Genomic DNA, 22,280 nt, shown 5'->3' with positions numbered 1-22,280 from the left:
GCTACCCCTTGAAACGCCCCGCCAACGCGGGGCGTTTTGCGTTGCGCTCTGGCGAGGAGCGACTAGGCTCCAGGAAGGAAATAGGGGTATGGGAAGCTGCCGGCACTTTCCTGCAGGCAAAAAAAACCCCGAACTTCGTATGGGGAGGGAGAAGATCGGGGTTTAAGGGTCTGAACCGCTAGGGCGGGGCTCAGATGTCTGCCAACACTTAACACAACAAAGGAGCATCGAAGGGCTTTATGGGCCATTCCCAAACTCTGACCGGGCGGGCAGAAGTAAAGTTCAGCGGTGCTTAGATCCCTTTGTTTGGTCTTTATTCCAATTAAGACCGGCCAGTACTAATTGAAAACGGGACGCAACGGCGTCCCGTTTTCTTTGCCGTTCAGTGCGCTTCGTCCCAGTTGTTGCCCACCCCCACTTCAACCAGCAGCGGCACATCGAGCTTTACGGTTTCGCCCATCAGCGGGCGAATCTGCGCGCTGACCTGCTCGACCAGATCCTCGCGAACCTCCAGTACCAGTTCATCGTGTACCTGCAGGATCACTCGCGCATCCAGGCCGGACTCGGTCAGCCACTCATCGACGGCGACCATGGCCTTCTTGATGATGTCGGCAGCGGTGCCCTGCATCGGCGCGTTGATCGCCGTACGCTCGGCCCCGGCGCGTTCCTGCGGGCGGCTCGACTTGATCGCCGGCAAGTACAGGCGCCGCCCGAACAGGGTTTCCACGTAGCCCTGCTCCGCCGCCTGGTGACGGGTACGGTCCATATACTCGCGCACGCCCGGATAGCGGGTGAAGTAGGTTTCGATGTAGGCCTTGGCGGTCTTGCCGTCGACGCCGATGTCCTTGGCCAGCTTTTGCGCGCCCATGCCGTAGATCAGCCCGAAGTTGATGGCCTTGGCGCTGCGTCGCTGCTCAGTGGTCACCTGATCGAGCTCGACCTTGAACACTTCGGCGGCGGTCGCGGTGTGCACGTCAAGGTTGTCGCGGAAGGCGTTCATCAGCCCTTCGTCGCGGGACAGATGGGCCATGATGCGCAGCTCAATCTGCGAATAGTCCGCCGCCACCAGCTTGTAGCCCTTCGGCGCTACGAACGCCTGGCGAATGCGCCGGCCCTCGGCGCTGCGGATCGGGATGTTCTGCAGGTTGGGGTCACTGGACGACAGCCGCCCGGTGGACGCCACGGCCTGTTGATAACTGGTGTGGATGCGCCCGGTGCGCGGGTTGATCTGCTCCGGAAGGCGGTCGGTGTAGGTGCTCTTGAGCTTGCTCAGGCTGCGGTACTGCATCAGTACCTTGGGCAACTCGTAATCCTGCTCGGCCAGTTCGGCGAGCACCGCTTCGGCGGTCGACGCCTGGCCCTTGGCGGTCTTGCTGATGATCGGCAGGCCGAGCTTTTCATAGAGGATGGCGCCCAGCTGCTTGGGCGAGCCGAGGTTGAATTCTTCACCAGCCACCTCGAAGGCCTGGCGCTCCAGGGCCACCAGCTTCTCGCCCAGCTCCTGGCTGTGCTCGCCGAGCAGCTTGGCATCGACCAGCGCACCGTTGCGCTCGATGCGCGCCAGCACCGGCACCAGGGGGATCTCGATATCGCGCAACACGCCGGCCAGGCTCGGCATCTCTTCCAGGCGCGCCCACAGGTTCTGGTGCAGGCGCAGGGTCACGTCGGCATCTTCGGCGGCGTACGGGCCAGCCTGCTCCAGGGCGATCTGGTCGAAGGTCAGCTGCTTGGCGCCCTTGCCGGCGATGTCCTCGAAACGGATGGTGCTGTGGCCCAGGTACTTGAGCGACAGGCTGTCCATGTCGTGGCGGGTGGCGGTGGAATCCAGCACGTAGGACTCGAGCATGGTGTCGAAGGCCACGCCCTGCACGTTGATCGGCGTAGTAGCATTGGCCAGCACGTTGATGTCGTACTTGGCGTGCTGGCCGACCTTGGCCTTGGCCGGGTCTTCGAGAATCGGCTTGAGCGCGCGTAGCACGGCGTCGCGATCCAGCTGCTGCGGCACGCCCATGTAGCTGTGCGCCACCGGCACGTAAACCGCCTCGCCGGCCTTGACCGCGAAGGACAGGCCGACCAGCTGAGCCTGCTGGGCGTCGACGCTGGTGGTTTCGGTATCGAAGGCGATCAGCTCGGCCTGCTTGAGGTCCTCCAGCAGGGTGTCGAACTCGCCCTGGTCGAGGATGGTGCGGTACTCGCCGGTGACCACCGATGGCTGCTCCTCAGCAGTGGCCGGCGTGTCAGCCGCCTGCACCGCCGGCACCTCGCCCGCGTCCGTGCTGGCAGCCGCACTGAACAGATCGCCAGCAGGTGGCGCCATATCAGATCGCGCAGCCGCCTTGACCTTGGGTGCGGCAGCCTTGTTCTGGCGCAGCAGCTCGTCGAGCCAGCCCTTGAATTCCAGCTGCTCGTAGAGCGCGGTCAGGGTCTCGATGTCCGGCTCGCCGGGCATCAGTTGCGAGCAGTTCAGGTCCAGCGGCACGTCCAACTTGATGGTTGCGAGCTGGTAGGACAGGTAGGCCATCTCGCGGTGCTCTTCGAGCTTGGCCGGCAGGGCCTTGGCACCACGAATCGGCAGGCCGGGCACCTTGTCGAGGTTGGCGTAGATCACGTCGAGGCCGCCGCCGACGCCGACCAGCAGGCCCAGGGCGGTCTTTTCGCCGACGCCCGGCACGCCGGGAATGTTGTCGATCTTGTCGCCCATCAGCGCCAGGTAATCGATGATCAGCTCGGGACCGACGCCGAACTTCTCTTTCACGCCCTCGATGTCGTAGACGCTGCCGGTCATGGTGTTGACCAGGGTGACGTGCTTGCACACCAGCTGCGCCATGTCCTTGTCGCCGGTGGAGATCACCACGTCACGGCCTTCGGCGGCGCTCTGCCGGGCCAGGGTGCCGATCACGTCGTCAGCTTCCACGCCTTCCACACACAGCAGCGGCAGGCCCAGGCCGCGCACGCTGGCGTGCAACGGTTCGACCTGCAGGCGCAGCTCGTCGGGCATCGGCGGGCGGTTGGCCTTGTAGTCAGCGAACAGCTCATCGCGAAAGGTGCCGCCCTTGGCGTCGAACACCACCGCGAAGGGGCTGTCGGGGTATTGGCGGCGCAGGCTGCGCAGCATGTTCAGCACGCCCTTCACCGCACCGGTGGGCAGGCCTTTGGAGTTGGTCAGGGGCGGCAGGGCATGAAAGGCGCGGTACAGATAAGAAGAACCGTCGACCAGGACGAGGGGAGCTTGGCTCATGAGGGCAATCAACCTTTTCGGCGGGCGTGGCGCTAGAATACAAAGCACCGTTGATATCAAAGGGACAAGGTTACCATGGGACCATTCAATCGCTTGATCCTGCTTGCCGTGCTGGCAGCCGTGCCGTTCGCCGCGCAGGCCAGTGATGCGCCCTCGGCCGAGCCCGACGTAACCATCCGCCAGGACGGCGATCGCACCGTGGAGGAATACCGGGTCAACGGGTTTCTCTACGCCATCAAGGTCACCCCGAAAGGTGGCAAACCCTATTTCCTGGTACGGGCCGACGGCAGCGACGGCAACTTCGTGCGTTCCGATTCGCCGGATATGTTGATTCCGGCCTGGGAAATCTTCAGCTGGTAAGGCAGTCAATTCATGTCGGTGTTCACCCCGCTGCAACGTCCGCAACTGGAAACCTTTCTCGCGCCCTACGGGCTCGGTCGCCTGCTCGACTTCCAGGGCATCGAGGCCGGTAGCGAGAACAGCAATTTCTTCGTCAGCCTGGAACAGGGCGAGTTCGTGCTGACCCTGATCGAGCGCGGCCCCAGCGAGGATCTGCCGTTCTTCATCGAGCTGCTCGACATCCTCCATGACGCAGGGCTGCCGGTTCCGTATGCCCTGCGAACCGACAGCAACGAGGCGCTACGCACCCTGGCCGGCAAGCCGGCGCTGTTGCAACCGCGCCTGAGCGGCAGGCACATTCGCGACGTCAACGCCCAGCATTGCCATGAAGTCGGCGAGTTGCTGGCACGCATTCACCTGGCCACCCGCGACCATCCGCTGCAACGCAAGAGCGACCGTGGCCTGGAGTGGATGCTGCGCGAAGGCAAGGTGCTGGCCACCCATCAGGCGCCGGAGGCAACCGCCCTGCTGGAAAGTGCCTTGGCGGAAATCGCCGCCGTGCAGGAGCAGGTGCGCAAACTGCCGCGCGCCAACCTGCACGCCGACCTGTTCCGCGACAACTGCATGTTCGAAGGCACCCATCTGAGCGGCGTGATCGACTTCTACAACGCCTGCTCGGGGCCGATGCTCTACGACCTGGCGATCACCGTGAACGACTGGTGCTCGGACGAACAGGGCCGTCTGGATGAAGGCCGCGCCCGCGCGGTGATGGGCGCCTATGCGGCCCTGCGCCCGTTCACCGCCGCCGAAGCCGAGATCTGGCCGGCCATGCTGCGCATCGCTTGCGTGCGTTTCTGGCTGTCGCGGCTGATCGCTGCCGAGGCCTTCGCCGGCCAGGACGTACTGATCCATGATCCGGGCGAGTTCCAGCGCCGCCTGGCCGCACGCCAGCAGGTCAGCCTGGCATTGCCGTTCGCGTTGTAGACGCAGAATGTGACGAAATGGTGGCGCCTCGCCCGGGCGCCATCCTTGTTCCTGCCGAACCCTTGCTCCTATGCTGCAGCTCTCTTCGTCTGCTGCGGCAGGCCTTCATCATGGGCTCGTCCAAGGTCGGGTCAGGCGCACGACCTTGCAGGGCCACCATGCGATCAGCCTCGCCCAAGCACCATCGCCGCTCCACCTTCATTTCCTGGGTACGACGTGCGCTGGGCGCGATCGCCCTGCTGGTGCTTGGCGCGGTGCTCTGGCGTGCCTGGGACCATCAGGCGTTCATCGCCTGGCGTGAAGACGCCGGCGTGGTGCCCTTCTTTCTGGCCATGGCCCTGCTGCCTGCGCTGGGCGTGCCGATCACGCCCTTCTTCATCGTCGCTGGCGCGACCTTCGGCACCCTTGTCGGCCTGACCGGCAGCGCCGTAGCTCTGTGCAGCAACCTGCTGCTCTGCTACTGGATCGCCCGCAGCGGCCTACGCCCGTGGCTGGCTCGCTTGCTCGAACGCACCCGTTACGACATACCGGATTTCGAGGAAGGCACAGGCGCCCTGCGTTTCGCACTGCTGGTCAAGCTGGCACCGGGCGTGCCGCTCTTTATCAAGCACTATCTGCTGGGCATGGCGAGCGTACCTTTCTGGATCTACTTCGCCGTATCCGGGACGATCACTGGCCTCTATGCAGTGGCCTTCGTGGTGCTGGGCGAGTCGTTGCTCGAGCATGACTTGGGCAATGGCACCCTGGCGCTCGCCGGACTGGCAGCGGTGGCGCTGGCGATCTACCTGTGGCGCCGGCGTATGACGACCCGCCAGGATAGCGAATGAGCCTTTCTGGAAAGGTGCTTCTGGCAGTTTCACGCCACTGACCGGGCGCGCTTGCAGCCCGGTCAGTGCCTTTAGCCTAGAGCTTGCCCAGGCAGGCGCTGTAACCATCGGCCAGCGCCTGCAGCATGCTTTCGTAGCCTGTCGCATCAAGCGGCGCCTGGCTGCCCATGGCATCCAGCTCGGCCAGGGTGGCCGGCAGGCCGGCAGTCAGGGTTTCGGCCAGCCGCGGACGCAGCGGCGGCTCGCTGAACACGCAAGTCGGCCCGACTTCCTGCAGACGCTCGCGCATGGCCGCCACATGGCGGGCGCCTGGCTGCACTTCGTTGGCAACGCTGAATACGCCGGCGTGCTTGAGGCCGTTGGCGGCCTCGAAATAGTCGAACGCCTCGTGGAACACGAAGAACGGCTTTTCGGCCAGCGGCTTGAGTTGCGCGTGCAGGCGCGGCTCCAGGGCATCCAGGCGCTTGCCGAAGGATTCGAGATTGGCCTGGTAGCGTGCGGCGTTGGCCGGGTCGGCCTTGGCAAGATCAGCCGCCATGCGCGCGGCAATCACTCGGGCGTTGGCCGACGACAACCACAGGTGGGCGTCCAGGCTGCCGGGGCGATGGTCATGGTCGTGCTCGTCGGCGGTGGCCTGCCCAGCCTCGTGATCGTGATCGTGATCATCGCCATGCTCTTCGCCAAAGTGGCGCAAGGTCATGCCCGGCAGGCTCTGCACGGCCACGCTGGGCTTCTCGCGGGTCGCCAGCACGCGGTGCATGAAGCTCTCCATGTCCGGGCCGACCCAGTACACCAGATCGACTTCCTGCACCCGGCGCATATCCGAGGGGCGCAGCGCGTAATGATGCGGCGAGGCGCCCGGCGGTAGCAGCACGTCAGGCTCACCGACGCCGCTCTGCACTGCAGCAGCGATCAGCTGCATGGGCTTGATGCTGGTCAGCACGCGCACCTCGGCCTGGGCGGCGCCGGCGGCAACCAGCAAGGCAAGGGAGAGGATCAGGGAAAGCGGGGAAGGCAGGCGCGGCAACATAGGCTGAAGAATCGATCACGGGCGAAAGGGAGTAATACAATAACATCTCTTTTCACCACACGTCGAAGCGAGGCGACGGGCAAACCGGCCGATGCGTGGCATCGCGGCGCCGATGCGTAATAGAATAACGTCCTACGTTTCGAGGCCACGCCATGTACAAACCCGTCAGCGTCGTGCCGCCACTGGCATCGCGCCCCCATGATCACTCCCACTGCGTCAGCCATGCGCTGGCTGAAGCCGAGGCCATCTGCGCCCGCGAGGGCCTGCGCCTGACCGCCCTGCGCAAGCGCGTGCTGGAGCTGGTGTGGGCCAGCCACAAGCCGCTGGGCGCCTACGACATTCTCGCCGTGCTCAGCGAGGAAGACGGCCGCCGCGCCGCGCCGCCCACTGTCTATCGCGCCCTGGATTTTTTACTGGAAAACGGCCTGGTGCATCGCATCGCCTCGCTCAACGCCTTCGTCGGCTGCAGCCACCCGGCCCACGCGCACCAGAGCCAGTTCCTGATCTGCCGCAGTTGCAGTGCCGCCGTGGAGCTGGAGCAGACCGCCATCAGCGAGGCCATCGTGCGCGGCGCCAAGGGCGTCGGTTTCGCGGTGGAAAACCAGACCGTGGAAGTCGTCGGTCTGTGCGCAGGCTGCCAGGGCAACAAATGAGCAACGCGCTGATACGCCTCGAGGGCGTGACCGTCGGCTTCACCGGGCAGACCGTGCTGGACAAGGTCGAGCTGACCATCCAGCCCGGCGAAATCGTCACTCTGATCGGCCCCAACGGCGCCGGCAAGACCACCCTGGTGCGCGCCGTGCTCGGCCTGCTGACACCGGACAGCGGCACGGTGTGGCGCAAGCCCAAACTGCGTATCGGCTACATGCCGCAGAAGCTGCACGTCGACCCGACCCTGCCGCTCAGCGTGCTGCGTTTCCTGCGCCTGGTGCCGGGCGTGGATCGTGCCCGCGCCCAGGCCGCCCTGGCCGAAGTGGGCGCCAGCCAGGTGCTAGACAGCCCGCTGCAGGGCATTTCCGGCGGGGAGATGCAGCGTGTGCTGCTGGCCCGTGCGCTGCTGCGTGAGCCGCAATTGCTGGTGCTCGATGAGCCGGTGCAGGGCGTGGACGTAGCCGGCCAGGCCGAGCTGTACCGGCTGATCACCCGCCTGCGCGACCGTCACGGCTGCGGCGTGCTGATGGTCTCCCACGACCTGCACCTGGTGATGAGCACTACCGATCAGGTGGTGTGCCTGAACCGCCACGTGTGCTGCTCGGGTCATCCGGAGCAGGTCAGCTTCGACCCGGCCTTCGTCGAGCTGTTCGGCCGCGACGCCCAGAGCCTGGCCGTCTATCACCACCACCATGACCACGAACACGACCTGCACGGCGCCGTGGTCAGCGACAAACCCGGCCTGACCATCCACGGCCCGGTCCGCCCTCACATCCATGGAGACGGCTGCAAGCATGGCTGATTTTCTGCTCAACGCCCTGCTCGCCGGCCTCGCCCTGGCTCTGGTCGCCGGCCCGCTCGGTTCCTTCGTGGTGTGGCGGCGCATGGCCTATTTCGGCGACACCCTGTCCCACGCCGCCCTGCTCGGCGTGGCGCTGGGCCTGATGCTGGACGTCAACCCGACCTTCGCGGTGACCGTCGGCTGCGTACTGCTGGCGATCCTGCTGGTGACCCTGCAGACCCGTCAGCCGCTGGCGAGCGATACCCTGCTCGGCATCCTCGCCCACAGCACCTTGTCCCTGGGCCTGGTGGTGCTGAGCTTCATGCGTGACGTGCGCATCGACTTGATGGGCTACCTGTTCGGCGACCTGCTGGCAGTGAGCCCCACCGACTTGGCCTGGATCCTCGCCGGCAGCGCCCTGGTTCTGATACTGCTGGTGCTGATGTGGCGCCCGCTGCTGGCGATCACCGTGCACGAGGAACTGGCCCGTGTGGAAGGCCTGCCGGTCGCCGCCATCCGCCTGGGGCTGATGCTGCTGATCGCCATCGTCATCGCCGTGGCTATGAAGATCGTCGGCGTGCTGCTGATCACCTCGCTGCTGATCATCCCCGCTGCCGCCGCCCAGCGGCACGCCCGCACGCCCGAGCAGATGGCCTTCGGCGCCAGCCTGCTGGGCATCATTGCGGTGTGTTGTGGTCTGAGCCTGTCGTGGTTCAAGGACACGCCAGCCGGGCCGTCCATCGTGGTGTCGGCCGCCAGCCTGTTCCTGCTGAGCTTTCTACTGCCGCGCCGCAAGGCCTGACCGAGCGACCGTGATGGCACATTTGGTGGCCCGCCGGCCGCCGTGTAGAATTGCGTATTTTTTGCACAAACCGAGACCCGCAGTCATGACATCGTTTCCTTTACGCTGCGTTGCCCTAGCCGCGTTGGCCCTGCTGACCGTTGGCTGCCAGAGTCACAGTCAGCAGGCCGCCGCGCCCGCACCAGCGCCGGCCACAGTGGCAGCGACGCCCAGTGCCCAGGAGCAGTTCGAGGCGCACCTGGCCGCTGGCCAACTGGCCGAGGCAGAAGCCCAGCTGCAGGTGCTGCAGGCGGACGGTGAGCCCGCTGCCGTGTTGCAGGCCCAGCGCCAACTCTCCGAGGCGTACCTGAAGGAAGGCCAGAAGGCCCTGGAAGCCGGCGACCTGGACAAGGCCGCCAAATCCCTGGCCCACGCGCGCACCCTGATGCCCAAGGCGCCAGCCCTGACCACCGGTCTGGACGGCGCCATTGGCAAGGCTCGCCAGGCCGAACTGAGCGCCGTCGAGCAGGCCCGCCAGGCCGGTGAACAGGCCCATGCCGCCCGCCAGGAGCAGCTGCGCTTGCTTCGCCAGGCGGCGGAAACCCAGGCGGCCGCCAGCCGCGCTGCCGATAACGCACCCGCACCGTTGCCGGCGCAGCTGATCGACCCGACGGCCAAGCGCAGCGACGTCAGCCTGGCAATGCTCGACAGCCGCGACGAGGCGGCCCTGGCCGAGCGCCTGGATGCCGTGGCTGCCGACGTGGTGGCCTTCGACCGCAGCGTGCATATCCAGGTGCGCAGCCCCGAGGACCTGCGCCGCGTGACGGCGCTGCTCGAAGCACGGGTGATGAAGCTCGACCCAACGTTCAAACTTGTGCTCAGCCACGCCGTCAAACCGGTTCAGGTGCCGCGTCTGGTGCTGCGTGCAAGGGGCCAGTAAGGCCCCGACTCCGGCTGCTAAACCAGCCATTTAGCTATAAACATAGGCCTACAAATATTTTTGAGGCCTAAGCAGCGCCGGGTAAACTGGCAATCATTTTTATGCTCATGCCTACCCGGCAGAACGAAGAACCCAAAAGGTTTAACGCGTGATCGACTTTCATCAGGTTCACAAGGCGTACCGCGTCAGTGGCCGAGATATTCCCGCCCTGCAACCCTGCGACCTGCACATCGAACGTGGCGAAGTGTTCGGCATCATCGGCCACTCCGGTGCCGGCAAGAGCACCCTGCTGCGCCTGATCAACCGCCTCGAGGAGCCCTCCGGCGGGCGCATCGACATCGACGGTGTGGACGTCACCGCCCTGGGCGCCGACGGCCTGCGCAAGTTCCGTCAGCAAGTGGGCATGATCTTCCAACACTTCAACCTGCTGTCCTCCAAAACCGTTGCCGCCAACGTCGGCATGCCGCTGAAACTGGCAGGTATGCCCGCGAAGGAAATCGACCAGCGCGTCGCCGCCCTGCTCGAGCGCGTCGGCCTCAAGGACCACGCCAACAAGTACCCGGCGCAGCTCTCCGGCGGCCAGAAGCAGCGCGTCGGCATCGCCCGCGCCCTGGCGACGCGGCCGAAAATCCTGCTGTGCGACGAGGCCACCAGCGCCCTCGATCCGCAGACCACCGCTGCGGTGCTGCAGCTCCTAGCCGAGATCAACCGCGAACTGGGCCTGACCATCGTGCTGATCACCCACGAGATGGACGTAATCCGCCGAGTCTGCGACCGCGTGGCGGTGATGGATGCCGGCGTGATCGTCGAACAGGGCCCGGTGGCCGAGGTGTTCCTGCACCCGCAGCACGCCACCACCAAACGCTTCGTGCAGGAAGCCGAGCACGTCGACGAGGATGACCAGCGCGATGACTTCGCCCATGTGCAGGGCCGCATCCTGCGCCTGACCTTCATCGGCGAGTCCACCTACTCACCGGTTCTCGGCCAGGTCGCTCGGGAAACCGGCATCGACTACAGCATCCTCGCCGGGCGCATCGACCGCATCAAGGACACGCCCTATGGCCAGCTGACCCTGGCGTTGACCGGCGGCGACATCGACGCCGCCCTCGCCCGCTTCGAAGCGGCTGACGTGCACCTGGAGGTCCTGCGCTGATGGAAACCTTACTGCCCAACGTCGACTGGCTGGAAATCTGGCAGGCCAGTATCGATACCTTGAACATGCTCGGCGGCTCCATGCTGTTCACCGTGCTGTTCGGCCTGCCTCTTGGCGTGCTGCTGTTCTTGACCGGCCCGCGGCAGATGTTCGAACAGAAAGGCCTGTACGCGGTGATCTCCCTGGTGGTCAACGTGCTGCGTTCGGTGCCGTTCGTGATCCTATTGATCCTGCTGATCCCGGTCACGGTGGTGATCACCGGCACCTCCCTGGGCGTCGCTGGGGCCATTCCACCGCTGGTAGTCGGCGCCACGCCGTTCTTCGCACGCCTGGTGGAAACCGCCCTGCGCGAGGTTGACCGCGGCATCATCGAAGCGACCCAGGCGATGGGCGCCAGCACCCGACAGATCATCTTCAACGCCCTGCTGCCCGAAGCCCTGCCAGGCATTCTGGCGGCCATCACCGTGACTGCCATCACTCTGGTGTCCTACACCGCGATGAGCGGCCTGATCGGCGGCGGCGGCCTGGGCGACCTGGCGGTGCGTTACGGCTACCAGCGTTACCAGCCGGACGTGATGTTCGTGACCGTGGCGCTACTGGTGGTGCTCGTACAGATTCTGCAAACCATCGGCGACCGCCTGGTGGTGCACTTCTCTCGTAAATAAAACAGCTGGAAGGGCCAGCGGCAGCCTGCCGCCACGCCATCTCACTTCAAGGAGTCAACGATGAAAAAACTGCTTACTGCCCTGGCTGTCGTCGCAGCCTTCTCCAGCGCTGCCCAGGCTGAAGCCCTGCGCGTCGCCGCCTCGGCCGTCCCACACGCCGAGATTCTCAATTTCGTCAAACCGGCCCTGGCCAAGGAAGGCGTGGAGCTGGACGTGAAGGTCTTCACCGACTACGTGCAGCCGAACGTGCAGGTCGCCGAGAAACGCCTGGACGCCAACTTCTTCCAGCACCAGCCGTACCTGGACGAGTTCAACAAGAGCCGTGGCACCAGCCTGGTAAGCGTCGGTGGCGTGCACGTCGAGCCGTTCGGCGCCTACTCCAGCAAGATCAAGGATCTCAAAGACCTGCCGCAAGGCGCCAATGTGGTGATCCCCAATGACGCCACCAACGGCGGCCGCGCTCTGCTGCTGCTGCAGAAAGCCGGCGTGATCACCCTGAAGGATCCGACCAACATCCTGTCCACCCCGAAGGACATCGCCGAGAACCCGAAAGGCATCAAGGTGCGTGAACTGGAAGCCGCGACCCTGCCGCGCGTACTGACCCAGGTCGATCTGGCGCTGATCAACACCAACTACGCCCTGGAAGCCAAGCTGAACCCGACCCAGGACGCCCTGGCCATCGAAGGCAGCGACTCGCCATACGTCAACATTCTGGTGACCCGTGAAGACAACAAGGACAGCCCGGCCGTGCAGAAGCTGGTCAAGGCCCTGCACAGCGATGAAGTGAAAGCCTTCATCCTGGAAAAATACAAAGGCGCGGTGGTTCCGGCGTTCTGATTGCCGTAATACCGCTCCTGCAGTACCCGATGCCGCGCAGCCCTCAAGCTACGCGGCATTTTCATATCTGCGGCCCAGGTTTCAGTCGGCGGGAATAAAGCGCAGCACCCCGGCCTGTCGCGGGCCTGCTCCGCTGGGGTCGTCCTTGGGATGGGCGATGCCATCGCTGACCGGCACTTCGTCGAAATCGAAAGGGCTGATACCTTCCAGGCAAGCGACGTTGACGCCGTATTGGTGGGGATTGGAGCGACGCTGGTGGTGGGTGTAGATGCCACAGCGCGAGCAGAAGAAATGCTCGGCGCTCCCGGTATTGAAACGATAGGTGGTCAGCAGCTCCGCACCCTGAAGAATCCGAAAACCGGCCAGCTCGGCGGACACTGCCACCGCGCCACGCATCCTGCAGTAGGAGCAGGTGCAACGCCGTGCGGTATGCAGACCGTCGCTCAGGGTCACGTGAAAACGCACGCCGCCGCAATGACAGGCGCCATTGATCTCGCCGATATCCTTGTTCATCCGTCACACCTCCGCTAGGCAGAAACGCTGATCATAAATCCGATTCACTCGGCAGTGGTCTGGCCAGGCACTGCAGCAGCCAGTCCAGTGCCGGCTGGCGCTGGGCACGACGCAGGATCGCCACCAGCTCGCGATGGAAGGTCAGCTCGCCCAGCTCCACCACGCGCAACGTCTGCGGCCGCTGGCACCACAGGCCGGCGCGGGGAATCAGCGATACACCCAGGCCGCACTCGACCATACGCACGATGGCTTCCAGTTCATCCAGCTCCAGCGCTTCGCGGGGCGCCAGGCGTTGTTCGCGCAGGAAACGCTCGACCTGGCGGCCGCCGAAGGAACGCCGGTCATAGCGCACGAAGGGCTGTTCACGCAGCAGTTGCAGCGGGTCATCCCCCTCCATGCCGGGCGGTACGATCAGCACGAAGGGCTCGCGGGCCAGGTCGACTTGCATCAGCTCCTTGGGCAGCTCGAAGGGCGGGCGGATCAATAGCGCCAGATCCAGCTCGCCGGCATCCACCTGGCCGAGCAGATCCAGGGATACGCCGGGCACCAGCTTCAGCTCGACCTGCGAAGCCCGGGCGCGAAAGCGCACCAGGGCCTCGGGCAGCAATCCCGTCTGTACGCTGGCAATGGCGCCGATCTTCAGCTCGCCCCGCCATTCCTCGAGTGCGGTGGGCAGGGCCATCTGCGCATACAGGCCGAGCATCTGCTCGGCCAGCGGCAAGGCATGGCGCCCGCCGGCGCTGAGCACCGCACTGCGCCCACTGCGATCGAACAGGCGCACGCCGAGGCCCTGCTCCAGCACGCGCATCTGTGCGCTGACGGCGGATTGGGTGAGGCCCACGCGTAGCCCGGCGGCCGCGAAGGTGCCGTAGCGGGCCACGGCTACGAAGGTCTTCAATTCTCGGATCATTAATCGATTTCTTTTGAGCTCGACGGCAAGGATATTCGCTTTTAATCAAAATCCTTGCATCTAGAATCGGTGACACCGACCTGAGGAGCTCACACATGGCACTGTCCCCGTTTCACCTGGCCATCCCCGTCTACGACCTGGCCGCCGCCCGGCATTTCTACGGCGAGGTGTTTGGCTGCACCGAAGGCCGCAGCAGCGATCACTGGGTGGATTTCGACTTCTTCGGCCACCAGTTGGTGATCCACGAAGCCCCGAAAATGCCGCACCAGGAATCGGCCATCAGCAACCCGGTGGACGGCCACGACGTGCCGGTGCCGCACTTCGGCGTGATCCTCGACTGGCCAACCTGGGAAGCCCTGGCGCAGCGCCTGCAGGCACGCGAAACGGCCTTCGTGATCGAGCCCTATATCCGCTTCAAGGGCCAGGTCGGCGAACAGGCCACCATGTTCCTCCTCGACCCCTGCGGCAACGCTCTGGAGTTCAAGGCCTTCAAGGACATGAGCCAACTGTTCGCCAAATGATTGTTGGTAGCTAAAAAAATGGGACCCGATGGGTCCCATTTTTCATTTGCTGCCGACCAACCCCGGCAGCTGCGCCGCCAGCTTGTCGATATTGATCGGCGCACGGATGAAGCCGCGCTGGGTGCCGTCCGGGCCGATGATGGCGAGGTTGCCGCTGTGGTCGACGGTGTAGTTTTCCTTGCTGGTATCGGCAGGAATGAAGGGGATGCTTACCGCGCTGGACAGCTTCTGGATGGTGTCCGGCTCGCCGCTCAGGCCCATGAAGCCAGCGTTGAAGTAGCCCAGGTATTTCTTCATCTGCTCCGGTGTGTCGCGGGCCGGGTCGACGCTCACCAGCACGATGCGCAGGTTGTTCCAGGTCTCTTCCGGGATCTGCGTGCGCAGCTGGCGCAGCTGCGCCAGGGTCGCCGGGCAGATGTCCGGGCAGAAGGTGTAGCCGAAGAACAGCAGGCTCCACTGGTCCTTGAGCTGGCCGGTGGAGAAGGGCTTGCCGTCCTGGTCAAGGAAATTCAGGGCCGGTACCTGGCGCGCCTGGGGCAGCATGATGATGCCGGCGTCCTGCAGCGCCGCGGCGCTGTTGGACTTGCCGCGCAGGGCCTCGCCGGCAACCAGGCCGAGGGCCAGAACGGCAGCGGCGATAAGGGCGAAGATAGCGATGTGCTTGCGAGTCATGGTGGCCACGATGGTCAGGGTGAAAGGTATCGCCCTGAATGACCCGATGCCCCCGGCTCGGCGGGAGAGCTGTGCCTAGGGGCACAGGGATCGGCCATCTGGCGATGCGCAGCGGGGAAAGGTACCAGATACGCGGCGCCAGGTGGCCGTTGCACCCTGCGGCCAGCTGTCACGCGGACAGCCGGCCAGATGTGCCTCAGAGCCTGTTCAAATTCTCGCGAGCTAGAGCAATGCAAGGCGAAAACAGGCGAGGACGCGGAGTTTACGAGCTGTAAATGAGCAGTCCGAGCCTGTTTTTAACGCAGCAGTGCCGACGCGCAGCAGACTTTCAACAGGTTCTCAGGCCATGGCGCGGCGCATGTTCAACGCGCGGCCCTCGAGGCGACGGGTCAGGCCATGGCGCTCGATCAGCAGCGCCCCGCCCTGCTGCTCGGCGGCGCGGCCCCAGTCGTCGAGCAGTTCCATGCAGGCATGGTCGACGTAGCTGAGCTTGTCGAGCGGCACGTGCAGGCGCGTGGTCGGCGCGATGCCTTCCAGCACACTGGCCAGGTGCGGCACCTTGAGGAAGGTCGCCGAGCCGGTCAGGCGCAGTTCCGCTTCGTCGGGGCCGAGCTCGTTGAGGCTGACCTTCAGGCGCGAGGCCTTGCCGGCCAGCTTGAGCAGGGTCAGGGCGAAGCCGATCAGCACGCCAGTCAGCAGGTCCACGGTGACGATGCCCAGGGCGGTGGCCGCATAGATGAACACCGGAGCACGGCCGTAACGGCCCAGGCCGCGAATGGCCTTGATGTCGACTAGCTTGAAGCCGGTGTACACCAGCACGCCGCCCAGGCAGGCGACGGGAATGCTTTGCAGCACCGCCGGCAGCACCATCACGAAGGCCAGCAGCCAGGCACCGTGGAAGATGGTCGATAGGCGGGTGCGGGCACCGGCCTGGACATTAGCCGAGCTGCGCACGATCACGCCGGTCATCGGCAGCGCGCCGAGCACGCCGCAGAGCATGTTGCCGACGCCCTGGGCGGACAGTTCACGGTCCAGGTTGGAACGGGGGCCATTGTGCATACGGTCCACCGCCGCGGCGGACAGCAGGGTTTCCGCACTGGCGATAAAGGCCAGCACCACCGCCGCCAGGATGATCTGCGGGTTGGCGAGGTTGAACAGGTCGGCCGGCTGTATCCAGTCGATGGCATCGCTCAGGTTGGCCGGCACCTCGACCCGTGCCACTCCCAGGCCCAGCCACAGGCTGATGGCGGTCATCAGCGTCACGCCGATCAGCGCGCCAGGCAGAAAGCGCAGGCTTTGCGGGCGCAATTTGTCCCACAGGAACATGCAGGTGATGGTGCCGAAGCCCAGCAGGGCCGCCGCCAGCGCACTGCCGCCGCCGAGGCCGGGAATGGCCTGGCTCAGAGTCGCGGGAAAGGCCATGAGGTTGTCCAGGCCGGAGGCCTGGGGCTTCACGTCGAACATCACGTGGAACTGCGAAAGCACGATAAGGATGCCGATACCGGCGAGCATGCCGTACACCACCGCCGGGGCGGTAACGCGGAACCAGCATCCCAGGCGCAGGCGCCCGGCGACCAATTGCAGCAGACCGGCGAGCAGCAGGATCGGCCCGAGCATGGCGATACCGTGGGTGCGTACCAGCTCGAACACCAGCACGGCGAGGCCCGCCGCCGGGCCGCTGACCTGCAGCGGCGAGCCGGCTATCCAGCCGACTACCAGGCCGCCAATGATGCCGGTGATCAGGCCCTTGGCCGGTGGCATGCCGGAGGCGATGGCGATACCCATGCACAGCGGCAGGGCGACGAGAAACACCACGATGGATGCCAGGGCATCGCGTGGCAGAGCGGATTTGAATGAAGCGAGGGTCATGGTGCGGTCTCCTGCAGATACGGCGCACGAAAGGTCATGACGGAGAGCTATGGCTCGCCGTCAGCAGGTGTAAGGCAGTCAGAACCCAAGGAGCTTGTTGCCTGAGGTCAGGCAACAAGCCAGAACGGCTGTCGATTGTGGGCGGTTAATCCGCGGGTCGATTCATGGCCACCGGGTGACGTCCTGTCATTAGCGTTACGAGGCCAGGTAACGGGCTCGCGGGCTGGCATTGGGGGTGGTTTCGCCATCGAGGGGCAGGAACTCGCCACGCTCGGCGTCGTACGCCTTGATGGTGCAGTTCTCGATGTCGTAGACCCAGCCGTGAATGAACAACTGGCCGCTGGCCAGGCGCGCAGCGACGGAAGGATGAGTGCGCAGATGATCGAGCTGAGCGACCACGTTCTCTTCGGTCAGCACGCCAAGTTCCTGGTGCTCGGCGCAGCTGCAGCTCTGCTGGGTAACGGTCTTGGCGACCTCGGCATGGCGCAGCCAGGCCTTGACGGTAGGCATGCGCTCGATGCTCTGCGGGTTGAGCACCGCCTTCATGGCGCCGCAATCGGAGTGGCCGCAGATGATGATGTGCTGCACGCCCAGGCCCATCACCGCGTATTCGATGGCAGTGGAAACGCCGCCGTTCATCTGGCCATACGGCGGCACCACGTTGCCGACGTTACGGGTCACGAACAGCGAGCCGGGATCGCTCTGGGTGATCAGCTCGGGAACGATGCGCGAATCGGCGCAGGTGATGAACATGGCCCGGGGGCTTTGCTGGTTGGCCAGTTTGCTGAACAGCTCGCGCTGCTCGGGGAACACGTCGCTACGAAAACGCTGGAAGCCATCAAGCAGGGTTTGCAGGGCCTCGTCTGCGCTCTGCTTGCCGGCTGCTGGGGGTGTGGCGGATCGGATGGAACGAACACGCTCGCTCATGGTGCCTCCTGGTTTTCAGTCGTGATATTGACTTGCCATCTAATGGCAGTTTGCTTCGTGACTCATAGGTCACATAGCAAACGAACTTACCCATGAAGGCTTAAACCAACCTTAATCGCAAGAAATCCGCCCAATATTGGCAGTGCTTTTGTAACCGCATGCCACCACGCGTGGATAAACGCGATGGTTTACCCCGCCGCTCTAACATGGGCCTGATAGCGACCCATTCAAAAACGCGCAGATGTCTTTTCCGTGACAGCCCAGAGCCTTTGATCGAGAAACAAGGGTGTGGGTAGGAGAGCGAGCCGAGCCCTATCCCGCACAGACCTGCTGTGCGGGATAGGGCTGCATGGCAGGATCAGCCGCGGTGGCGACCGCGGAAGAAGTCGATCAGGCCTTGAGTGGAACCGTCCTCGGCCTTCGGCTCGTCGCTGCCGACCATGCGCGAATAGACGCCCTTGCCCAGCTCCTTGCCCAACTCCACACCCCATTGGTCGAAGGCGTTATTGCCCCAGATGACGCTCTGCACGAACACCTTGTGCTCGTACATGGCGATCAGCGCGCCGAGGCGACGCGGGCTGACGCGCTCCATCACCAGGGTGTTGCTCGGCCGGTTACCGGGGATCACCTTGTGCGGCGCCAGGCGCTGCACGTCTTCCTCGCTCATGCCCTTGGCGCGCAACTCGGCCTCGGCCTCTTCACGAGACTTGCCAAGCATCAGCGCCTGGCTCTGCGACAGGCAGTTGGCGTACAGCCACTGGTGGTGATCGGCGACCGGATTGTAGCTGCTCACCGGCACGATGAAATCCGCCGGAATCAGTTGGGTGCCCTGGTGCAGCAACTGGTGGTAGGCGTGCTGGCCGTTACAGCCCACACCGCCCCAGATCACCGGGCCAGTGGCGACGCTGACCGGCTGACCATCACCGCGCACGCTCTTGCCGTTGGACTCCATGTCCAGCTGCTGCAGGTGCTTGGTGATGTTACGCAGGTAGTGGTCGTACGGCAGGATGGCATGGCTCTGGGCATTCCAGAAATTGCCGTACCAGACGCCGAGGAGCGCCAGCAACACCGGCATGTTTTCCTCGAATGGCGCGGTCTTGAAGTGCTCGTCCATGCGATAGGCGCCGGACAGCAGCTCCTTGAAGTTGGACATACCAATGGACAGCGCGATGGGCAACCCGATGGCCGACCACAGCGAGTAACGGCCGCCGACCCAGTCCCACATCGGAAAGATGTTCTCTTCGCGAATGCCGAAACCCACCGCCGCTTCACGGTTGCTCGACACGGCGATGAAGTGCCGGTAAAGCTCGGCTTCGGAACCGCCCTGGGCCAGGTACCAGCCGCGGGCCGCCTGGGCATTCTTCAGGGTTTCCAAGGTGCCGAAGGACTTCGACGAAACGATGAACAGGGTGGTCTCGGCGCGCAGCTTGGCGGCCAGCTCATGGAATTCGCTGCCATCGATATTGGCCAGGTAATGGCAGCGCACGCCGCGCTGGGCGAACGGCAACAGCGCCTCGGAAACCAACTGCGGGCCGAGGAAGGAGCCACCAATACCGATGTTCACCACGTCAGTGATCGGCTTCTCGGTGTAGCCGCGCCACAGGCCGTCGTGGATGCGACCGACCAGCTCGGTCATCTGCTGCAGCACGCGCTGCACCTCGGGGATGATATCGACGCCGTCAACTTCCACCTTGTCGCCCAGCGGGCGGCGCAGCGCGGTGTGCAGGGCCGGGCGCTTTTCGGTGTTGTTCAGCAGCTCGCCTTCGAACAGCGCGCGAATAGCCTTTTCCAGCCCGACTTCACGTGCCAGGTTGACCAGCAGCTCGCGGGTTTCGGTGTTGATCAGGTTCTTCGAGTAATCCAGGAACAGCCCGCAGCCGCTCAGGCTGAAGGTGTCGAAACGTTTGGAGTCGGCGGCGAAGGCCTGGCGCATGCTGAAGTCGGCAAGACGCGCACGGTGGGCGACCAGGGCCTGCCAGCTCGGCAGTTGGGTGACATCCATCGATGAAGAAAGGTACGGCATGAAGACTCCTTGGTTCGGGCCAGCCTCCCAGCCCTGCGAATTCGATTACATGCCGAGGGACGCGTGCGTTGGCAAGTACGGCGTTGAAAATTGCCTACTACGCCTCGCGCCCCTGAACGGCCTTTACTGCGCCAGCTCATGCCGATACGGCAGTTGCGGGCCAACCCGTGAGCAGGTCAGCGCCGCCGCCTGCACGGCGAAATCGAGCATCGCCGAGAGCGCCTCACGCGACAAGCCGGCCACACCAGCCGGGCTGTCCAGCCCATGCTGCACCAGGTAGGCGATGATCGCCGCCTGAAAGGTGTCCCCGGCGCCCACGGTGTCAAGGGTGACCACCTGGCGTGCCGGTGCCGACCAGTGCCCATGCTGCCGGCTGAATACGCTCGCCCCCTCGCTGCCGCGGGTCAGGAACACCACCTGGCAACGCTGGGCCAACCAGCGCTCGATGCTCGTCGACGGTGAGATACCGGGATACAGCAGCTCCAGGTCCTCCTCGCTGACCTTGATCAGATGCGCGTGGGCGGCAAAAGATTCAATTCGCTGCCGCCAGCGCTCGATATCGGGTGCCGGATTGAGACGCACGTTGGGGTCCAGGCTGATCAGCCGCCGCCCGCTCTCGCGCTCCACCAGCGCCAGCAGGGTGTCGCCAACCGGCGGCACCACCAGGGAATAGGAGCCGACGTGCAGGCCGCTGACGGCTTCGTCGAGCACCTGCAGATGCGCGGCCAGCACCTGACGATCAGCGCAGTCCTCGCCGCGGAACATGTACTGCGGCGAGCCCTGGGCATCCAGCGCGACCATGGCCATGGTGGTCGGCGCGTCGCTGGCGATCAGGTAACGATCACTGACGCCCTCCTCGCTCAGCACCTGGCGCAGGCGCTGGCCGAGGTAGTCGCTGGAGATGCCGCCCAGCAGCGCCGAGTCGACGCCAAGGCGGCGCAGGCCGACCGCCACGTTGAACGGTGAGCCGCCGGCCAGGGCCTTGAAATTCAGCTCGCTGCTGCGCTCGCCGGGGTTGCAGAAGAAATCGAACAGGGCTTCGCCGCATACCAGGTACATGGGATCTCCGCGTCACGGAACAGGCGCATTCGCGCAGGAAAGGGGCCGGTGGCGACAGGCCACCGGATTGGATTATTGCAGCGCGCGAACCTGCTCGCGGTAGCGCTGGTAGACGCCTTCGTAGGCTCGGCTGCGCAGCTCGTCGGGCTCGGCGCTGCGAGCGTCATCGAGGCTCACGCAGCGCTCGCATAGGCTTTGCAGGCTCAACGCCTCGCCGTGTTGATGGCTCACGCACCAGGCCGCCTGAATCGCCGCACCGAGCGCCGCCGCCTCGGTGTGCTGCGGGCAGGCCACCGGCGCGCCCATGATGTCGGCGACGATCTGCCGCCAGGTCGCGCTCTTCGCACCGCCACCGATCAGGCGGATGCTGTCGCTGCGAATGCCGCTGTCCTTGAGCAGATCGAGGCCGTAGCGCAGGCCGAAGGTGGTGCCTTCCACCACCGCGCGGCAGAGGTTGGCGCGGGTCAGGTTGTCGCTCGTGAGGCCGTGCAGGCTGGCGGTGGCCAGCGGCAGCGCCGGCACCCGCTCGCCATTGAGGAACGGCAGCATCAGCACGCCTCCGGCGCCGATGGGCGCCTCGCCGACCAAGGTGCCGAAGGTCTCCACATCCAGCCCCAGCAGGTCGCGGATCACGCCGCTGGCGTTGGTCAGGTTCATGGTGCAGATCAGCGGCAGCCAGCCGCCGGAGGACGAACAGAAGGTCGCCACCTGCGGGTGTGGGCTGACGCGCGGCTGATCGGCGTAGGCGTACACCGTGCCCGAGGTGCCGAGGCTCATGGTGATGGCGCCCGGGGCGATGTTGCCGGTGCCGATGGCGCCCATCATGTTGTCGCCACCGCCGCTGGCCACCAGCGCCCAAGGGTTTAGGCCCAGGCGCTCGGCGATTTCCGGGCGAATCGAACCGACGCACCGGTCGGATTCGATCAGCTCCGGCAGCGCCCGCACCAGGGCGCCCTCCGGGTCGATCAGCTCCAGCAGCTCGGTGTCCCAGGTGCGCGTACGCACGTTGAAATAACCGCTGCCGGAGGCATCGCCGTACTCGGCGCAGGCGCGCCCGGTCAGCCAGTAGTTGAGGTAGTCGTGGGGCAACAGGATGTGGGCGATACGGCCGAACACCTCGGGGTGATGGTCACGGGTCCACAGCAGTTTCGACACCGTGTAGCCCGGTGCGATGGCCACGCCCAGGCGTTCCAGCGAGCCGCTGTCACCGCCGAGAAAATCCAGCAGGTGGGCGTTTTCGGCAGTCGACTCGGTGTCGCACCAGAGCTTGGCCGGGCGCAGCACCTCACCCTTGGCATCGAGCAGCACCAGGCCGTGCTGCTGGCCGGACACGCCGATACCGAGAATCTCGCTGCCCGCCACCCCGGCCTGCTGCAGGGCCTGGGCGGTGGCCTGCTCGAAGGCCAGCAGCCAGTCGGCCGGGTCCTGCTCGCGGCGGCCATTGGCGCCGCTGATCAGCCGGTGCGCCGCACTGCCCTCGCCGAGCACCTTGCCACTGTGGATATCCAGAATCAGCGCTTTGGTGCCCTGGGTGCCGCAATCGATGCCGAGGTACATGGC

Annotated in this window: 21 protein-coding genes; 11 read left to right on the top strand and 10 right to left on the bottom strand. The window is 65.0% G+C overall.

Features of this window, described 5'->3' with window-relative positions; all coding sequences use genetic code 11:
• Positions 1-382: 382 nt before the first annotated feature.
• Positions 383-3,238, bottom strand: a complete 2,856-nt coding sequence (gene polA / locus PVA39_RS01425) for a DNA polymerase I (RefSeq protein ID WP_274122485.1) — start codon at positions 3,236-3,238, stop codon at positions 383-385.
• 75 nt (positions 3,239-3,313) lie between these two features.
• On the opposite strand from polA, the gene PVA39_RS01420 reads away from it, so the two are divergent.
• From PVA39_RS01420 to PVA39_RS01410, 3 genes are all read left to right on the top strand, one after another.
• Positions 3,314-3,598 (top strand): DUF2782 domain-containing protein, encoded by a 285-nt coding sequence (locus tag PVA39_RS01420; protein ID WP_013793388.1) that lies wholly within the window; start codon positions 3,314-3,316, stop codon positions 3,596-3,598.
• 12 nt (positions 3,599-3,610) lie between these two features.
• On the top strand, positions 3,611-4,561 hold the full coding sequence (locus PVA39_RS01415; protein ID WP_274122484.1) for a homoserine kinase: 951 nt from the start codon (positions 3,611-3,613) through the stop codon (positions 4,559-4,561).
• A 158-nt stretch (positions 4,562-4,719) separates the two neighbouring features.
• Positions 4,720-5,388, top strand: a complete 669-nt coding sequence (locus tag PVA39_RS01410) for a TVP38/TMEM64 family protein (protein WP_274122482.1) — start codon at positions 4,720-4,722, stop codon at positions 5,386-5,388.
• 76 nt (positions 5,389-5,464) lie between these two features.
• Here PVA39_RS01410 and znuA read toward each other — a convergent pair whose 3' ends face one another.
• Positions 5,465-6,418 (bottom strand): zinc ABC transporter substrate-binding protein ZnuA, encoded by a 954-nt coding sequence (gene znuA / locus PVA39_RS01405; protein WP_274122481.1) that lies wholly within the window; start codon positions 6,416-6,418, stop codon positions 5,465-5,467.
• 152 nt (positions 6,419-6,570) lie between these two features.
• Here znuA and PVA39_RS01400 point away from each other — a divergent pair, with 152 nt between their 5' ends.
• From PVA39_RS01400 to PVA39_RS01370, 7 genes are all read left to right on the top strand, one after another.
• The gene (locus PVA39_RS01400) at positions 6,571-7,071 is read left to right on the top strand and encodes a Fur family transcriptional regulator (protein ID WP_027908539.1); all 501 of its coding nucleotides are present in this window, start codon (positions 6,571-6,573) and stop codon (positions 7,069-7,071) included.
• A complete protein-coding gene (gene znuC, locus PVA39_RS01395) occupies positions 7,068-7,871 on the top strand; it encodes a zinc ABC transporter ATP-binding protein ZnuC (RefSeq protein WP_274122480.1) in 804 nt (267 codons plus the stop codon). The genes PVA39_RS01400 and znuC overlap by 4 nt, the downstream gene beginning before the upstream one ends.
• The gene (gene znuB, locus PVA39_RS01390; RefSeq protein ID WP_274122479.1) at positions 7,864-8,652 is read left to right on the top strand and encodes a zinc ABC transporter permease subunit ZnuB; all 789 of its coding nucleotides are present in this window, start codon (positions 7,864-7,866) and stop codon (positions 8,650-8,652) included. Before znuC ends, znuB begins: the two co-directional genes overlap by 8 nt.
• Positions 8,653-8,737: 85 nt before the next feature.
• A complete protein-coding gene (locus PVA39_RS01385; protein WP_274122478.1) occupies positions 8,738-9,571 on the top strand; it encodes a hypothetical protein in 834 nt (277 codons plus the stop codon).
• A 148-nt stretch (positions 9,572-9,719) separates the two neighbouring features.
• Entirely contained in the window at positions 9,720-10,724 is a 1,005-nt protein-coding gene (locus PVA39_RS01380) for a methionine ABC transporter ATP-binding protein (RefSeq protein WP_274122477.1), read from the top strand.
• Complete coding sequence (locus tag PVA39_RS01375; protein ID WP_027908535.1) at positions 10,724-11,389, top strand: methionine ABC transporter permease; 666 nt, start codon at positions 10,724-10,726, stop codon at positions 11,387-11,389. The genes PVA39_RS01380 and PVA39_RS01375 overlap by 1 nt, the downstream gene beginning before the upstream one ends.
• A gap of 60 nt (positions 11,390-11,449) precedes the next feature.
• Positions 11,450-12,226 (top strand): MetQ/NlpA family ABC transporter substrate-binding protein, encoded by a 777-nt coding sequence (locus tag PVA39_RS01370; RefSeq protein ID WP_147176295.1) that lies wholly within the window; start codon positions 11,450-11,452, stop codon positions 12,224-12,226.
• An 81-nt stretch (positions 12,227-12,307) separates the two neighbouring features.
• On the opposite strand, the gene PVA39_RS01365 is transcribed toward PVA39_RS01370, so the two are convergent.
• Entirely contained in the window at positions 12,308-12,739 is a 432-nt protein-coding gene (locus PVA39_RS01365) for a GFA family protein (protein ID WP_274122475.1), read from the bottom strand.
• Positions 12,740-12,770: 31 nt separating this feature from the next.
• Entirely contained in the window at positions 12,771-13,649 is an 879-nt protein-coding gene (locus PVA39_RS01360; protein ID WP_274122474.1) for a LysR family transcriptional regulator, read from the bottom strand.
• A gap of 95 nt (positions 13,650-13,744) precedes the next feature.
• Between PVA39_RS01360 and PVA39_RS01355 the strand changes: the two genes are divergently transcribed.
• On the top strand, positions 13,745-14,170 hold the full coding sequence (locus PVA39_RS01355) for a VOC family protein (RefSeq protein WP_147176292.1): 426 nt from the start codon (positions 13,745-13,747) through the stop codon (positions 14,168-14,170).
• A gap of 42 nt (positions 14,171-14,212) precedes the next feature.
• Here PVA39_RS01355 and PVA39_RS01350 read toward each other — a convergent pair whose 3' ends face one another.
• The 6 genes from PVA39_RS01350 to xylB all read right to left on the bottom strand — a co-directional run bounded on the left by PVA39_RS01350 (position 14,213) and on the right by xylB (position 22,277).
• The gene (locus PVA39_RS01350; protein WP_274122472.1) at positions 14,213-14,842 is read right to left on the bottom strand and encodes an SCO family protein; all 630 of its coding nucleotides are present in this window, start codon (positions 14,840-14,842) and stop codon (positions 14,213-14,215) included.
• Positions 14,843-15,181: 339 nt separating this feature from the next.
• Positions 15,182-16,711: a SulP family inorganic anion transporter gene (locus PVA39_RS01345; RefSeq protein ID WP_274122471.1), complete on the bottom strand. Its 1,530-nt coding sequence runs from the start codon at positions 16,709-16,711 to the stop codon at positions 15,182-15,184.
• A gap of 195 nt (positions 16,712-16,906) precedes the next feature.
• Positions 16,907-17,638 (bottom strand): carbonic anhydrase, encoded by a 732-nt coding sequence (locus PVA39_RS01340; RefSeq protein ID WP_013793404.1) that lies wholly within the window; start codon positions 17,636-17,638, stop codon positions 16,907-16,909.
• 358 nt (positions 17,639-17,996) lie between these two features.
• Complete coding sequence (gene pgi, locus PVA39_RS01335) at positions 17,997-19,661, bottom strand: glucose-6-phosphate isomerase (protein ID WP_274122470.1); 1,665 nt, start codon at positions 19,659-19,661, stop codon at positions 17,997-17,999.
• Between the two features lie 123 nt (positions 19,662-19,784).
• A complete protein-coding gene (locus PVA39_RS01330; RefSeq protein WP_274122468.1) occupies positions 19,785-20,720 on the bottom strand; it encodes a carbohydrate kinase family protein in 936 nt (311 codons plus the stop codon).
• A 72-nt stretch (positions 20,721-20,792) separates the two neighbouring features.
• The gene (gene xylB / locus PVA39_RS01325; RefSeq protein WP_274122467.1) at positions 20,793-22,277 is read right to left on the bottom strand and encodes a xylulokinase; all 1,485 of its coding nucleotides are present in this window, start codon (positions 22,275-22,277) and stop codon (positions 20,793-20,795) included.
• Between the last annotated feature and the right edge of the window lie 3 nt (positions 22,278-22,280).

The organism is Pseudomonas sp. CNPSo 3701, from assembly GCF_028674975.1.
Taxonomy (GTDB): Bacteria; Pseudomonadota; Gammaproteobacteria; order Pseudomonadales; family Pseudomonadaceae; genus Aquipseudomonas; species Aquipseudomonas straminea.
The sequence above is the reverse complement of the archived record's forward strand: the minus strand, read 5'-3'. Positions and strand labels throughout refer to the sequence as shown.

Coding starts and splice junctions, on each gene's coding strand:
- PVA39_RS01355 (WP_147176292.1), top strand. CDS start 13,745: ATGGCACTGTCCCCGTTTCACCTGGCCATCCCCGTCTACGACCTGGCC.
- xylB (WP_274122467.1), bottom strand. CDS start 22,277: ATGTACCTCGGCATCGATTGCGGCACCCAGGGCACCAAAGCGCTGATT.
- znuB (WP_274122479.1), top strand. CDS start 7,864: ATGGCTGATTTTCTGCTCAACGCCCTGCTCGCCGGCCTCGCCCTGGCT.
- PVA39_RS01415 (WP_274122484.1), top strand. CDS start 3,611: ATGTCGGTGTTCACCCCGCTGCAACGTCCGCAACTGGAAACCTTTCTC.
- PVA39_RS01345 (WP_274122471.1), bottom strand. CDS start 16,711: ATGACCCTCGCTTCATTCAAATCCGCTCTGCCACGCGATGCCCTGGCA.
- PVA39_RS01385 (WP_274122478.1), top strand. CDS start 8,738: ATGACATCGTTTCCTTTACGCTGCGTTGCCCTAGCCGCGTTGGCCCTG.
- PVA39_RS01365 (WP_274122475.1), bottom strand. CDS start 12,739: ATGAACAAGGATATCGGCGAGATCAATGGCGCCTGTCATTGCGGCGGC.
- pgi (WP_274122470.1), bottom strand. CDS start 19,661: ATGCCGTACCTTTCTTCATCGATGGATGTCACCCAACTGCCGAGCTGG.
- PVA39_RS01360 (WP_274122474.1), bottom strand. CDS start 13,649: ATGATCCGAGAATTGAAGACCTTCGTAGCCGTGGCCCGCTACGGCACC.
- znuC (WP_274122480.1), top strand. CDS start 7,068: ATGAGCAACGCGCTGATACGCCTCGAGGGCGTGACCGTCGGCTTCACC.
- PVA39_RS01340 (WP_013793404.1), bottom strand. CDS start 17,638: ATGAGCGAGCGTGTTCGTTCCATCCGATCCGCCACACCCCCAGCAGCC.
- PVA39_RS01370 (WP_147176295.1), top strand. CDS start 11,450: ATGAAAAAACTGCTTACTGCCCTGGCTGTCGTCGCAGCCTTCTCCAGC.
- PVA39_RS01350 (WP_274122472.1), bottom strand. CDS start 14,842: ATGACTCGCAAGCACATCGCTATCTTCGCCCTTATCGCCGCTGCCGTT.
- PVA39_RS01400 (WP_027908539.1), top strand. CDS start 6,571: ATGTACAAACCCGTCAGCGTCGTGCCGCCACTGGCATCGCGCCCCCAT.
- PVA39_RS01410 (WP_274122482.1), top strand. CDS start 4,720: ATGCGATCAGCCTCGCCCAAGCACCATCGCCGCTCCACCTTCATTTCC.
- polA (WP_274122485.1), bottom strand. CDS start 3,238: ATGAGCCAAGCTCCCCTCGTCCTGGTCGACGGTTCTTCTTATCTGTAC.
- PVA39_RS01375 (WP_027908535.1), top strand. CDS start 10,724: ATGGAAACCTTACTGCCCAACGTCGACTGGCTGGAAATCTGGCAGGCC.
- PVA39_RS01420 (WP_013793388.1), top strand. CDS start 3,314: ATGGGACCATTCAATCGCTTGATCCTGCTTGCCGTGCTGGCAGCCGTG.
- PVA39_RS01330 (WP_274122468.1), bottom strand. CDS start 20,720: ATGTACCTGGTATGCGGCGAAGCCCTGTTCGATTTCTTCTGCAACCCC.
- znuA (WP_274122481.1), bottom strand. CDS start 6,418: ATGTTGCCGCGCCTGCCTTCCCCGCTTTCCCTGATCCTCTCCCTTGCC.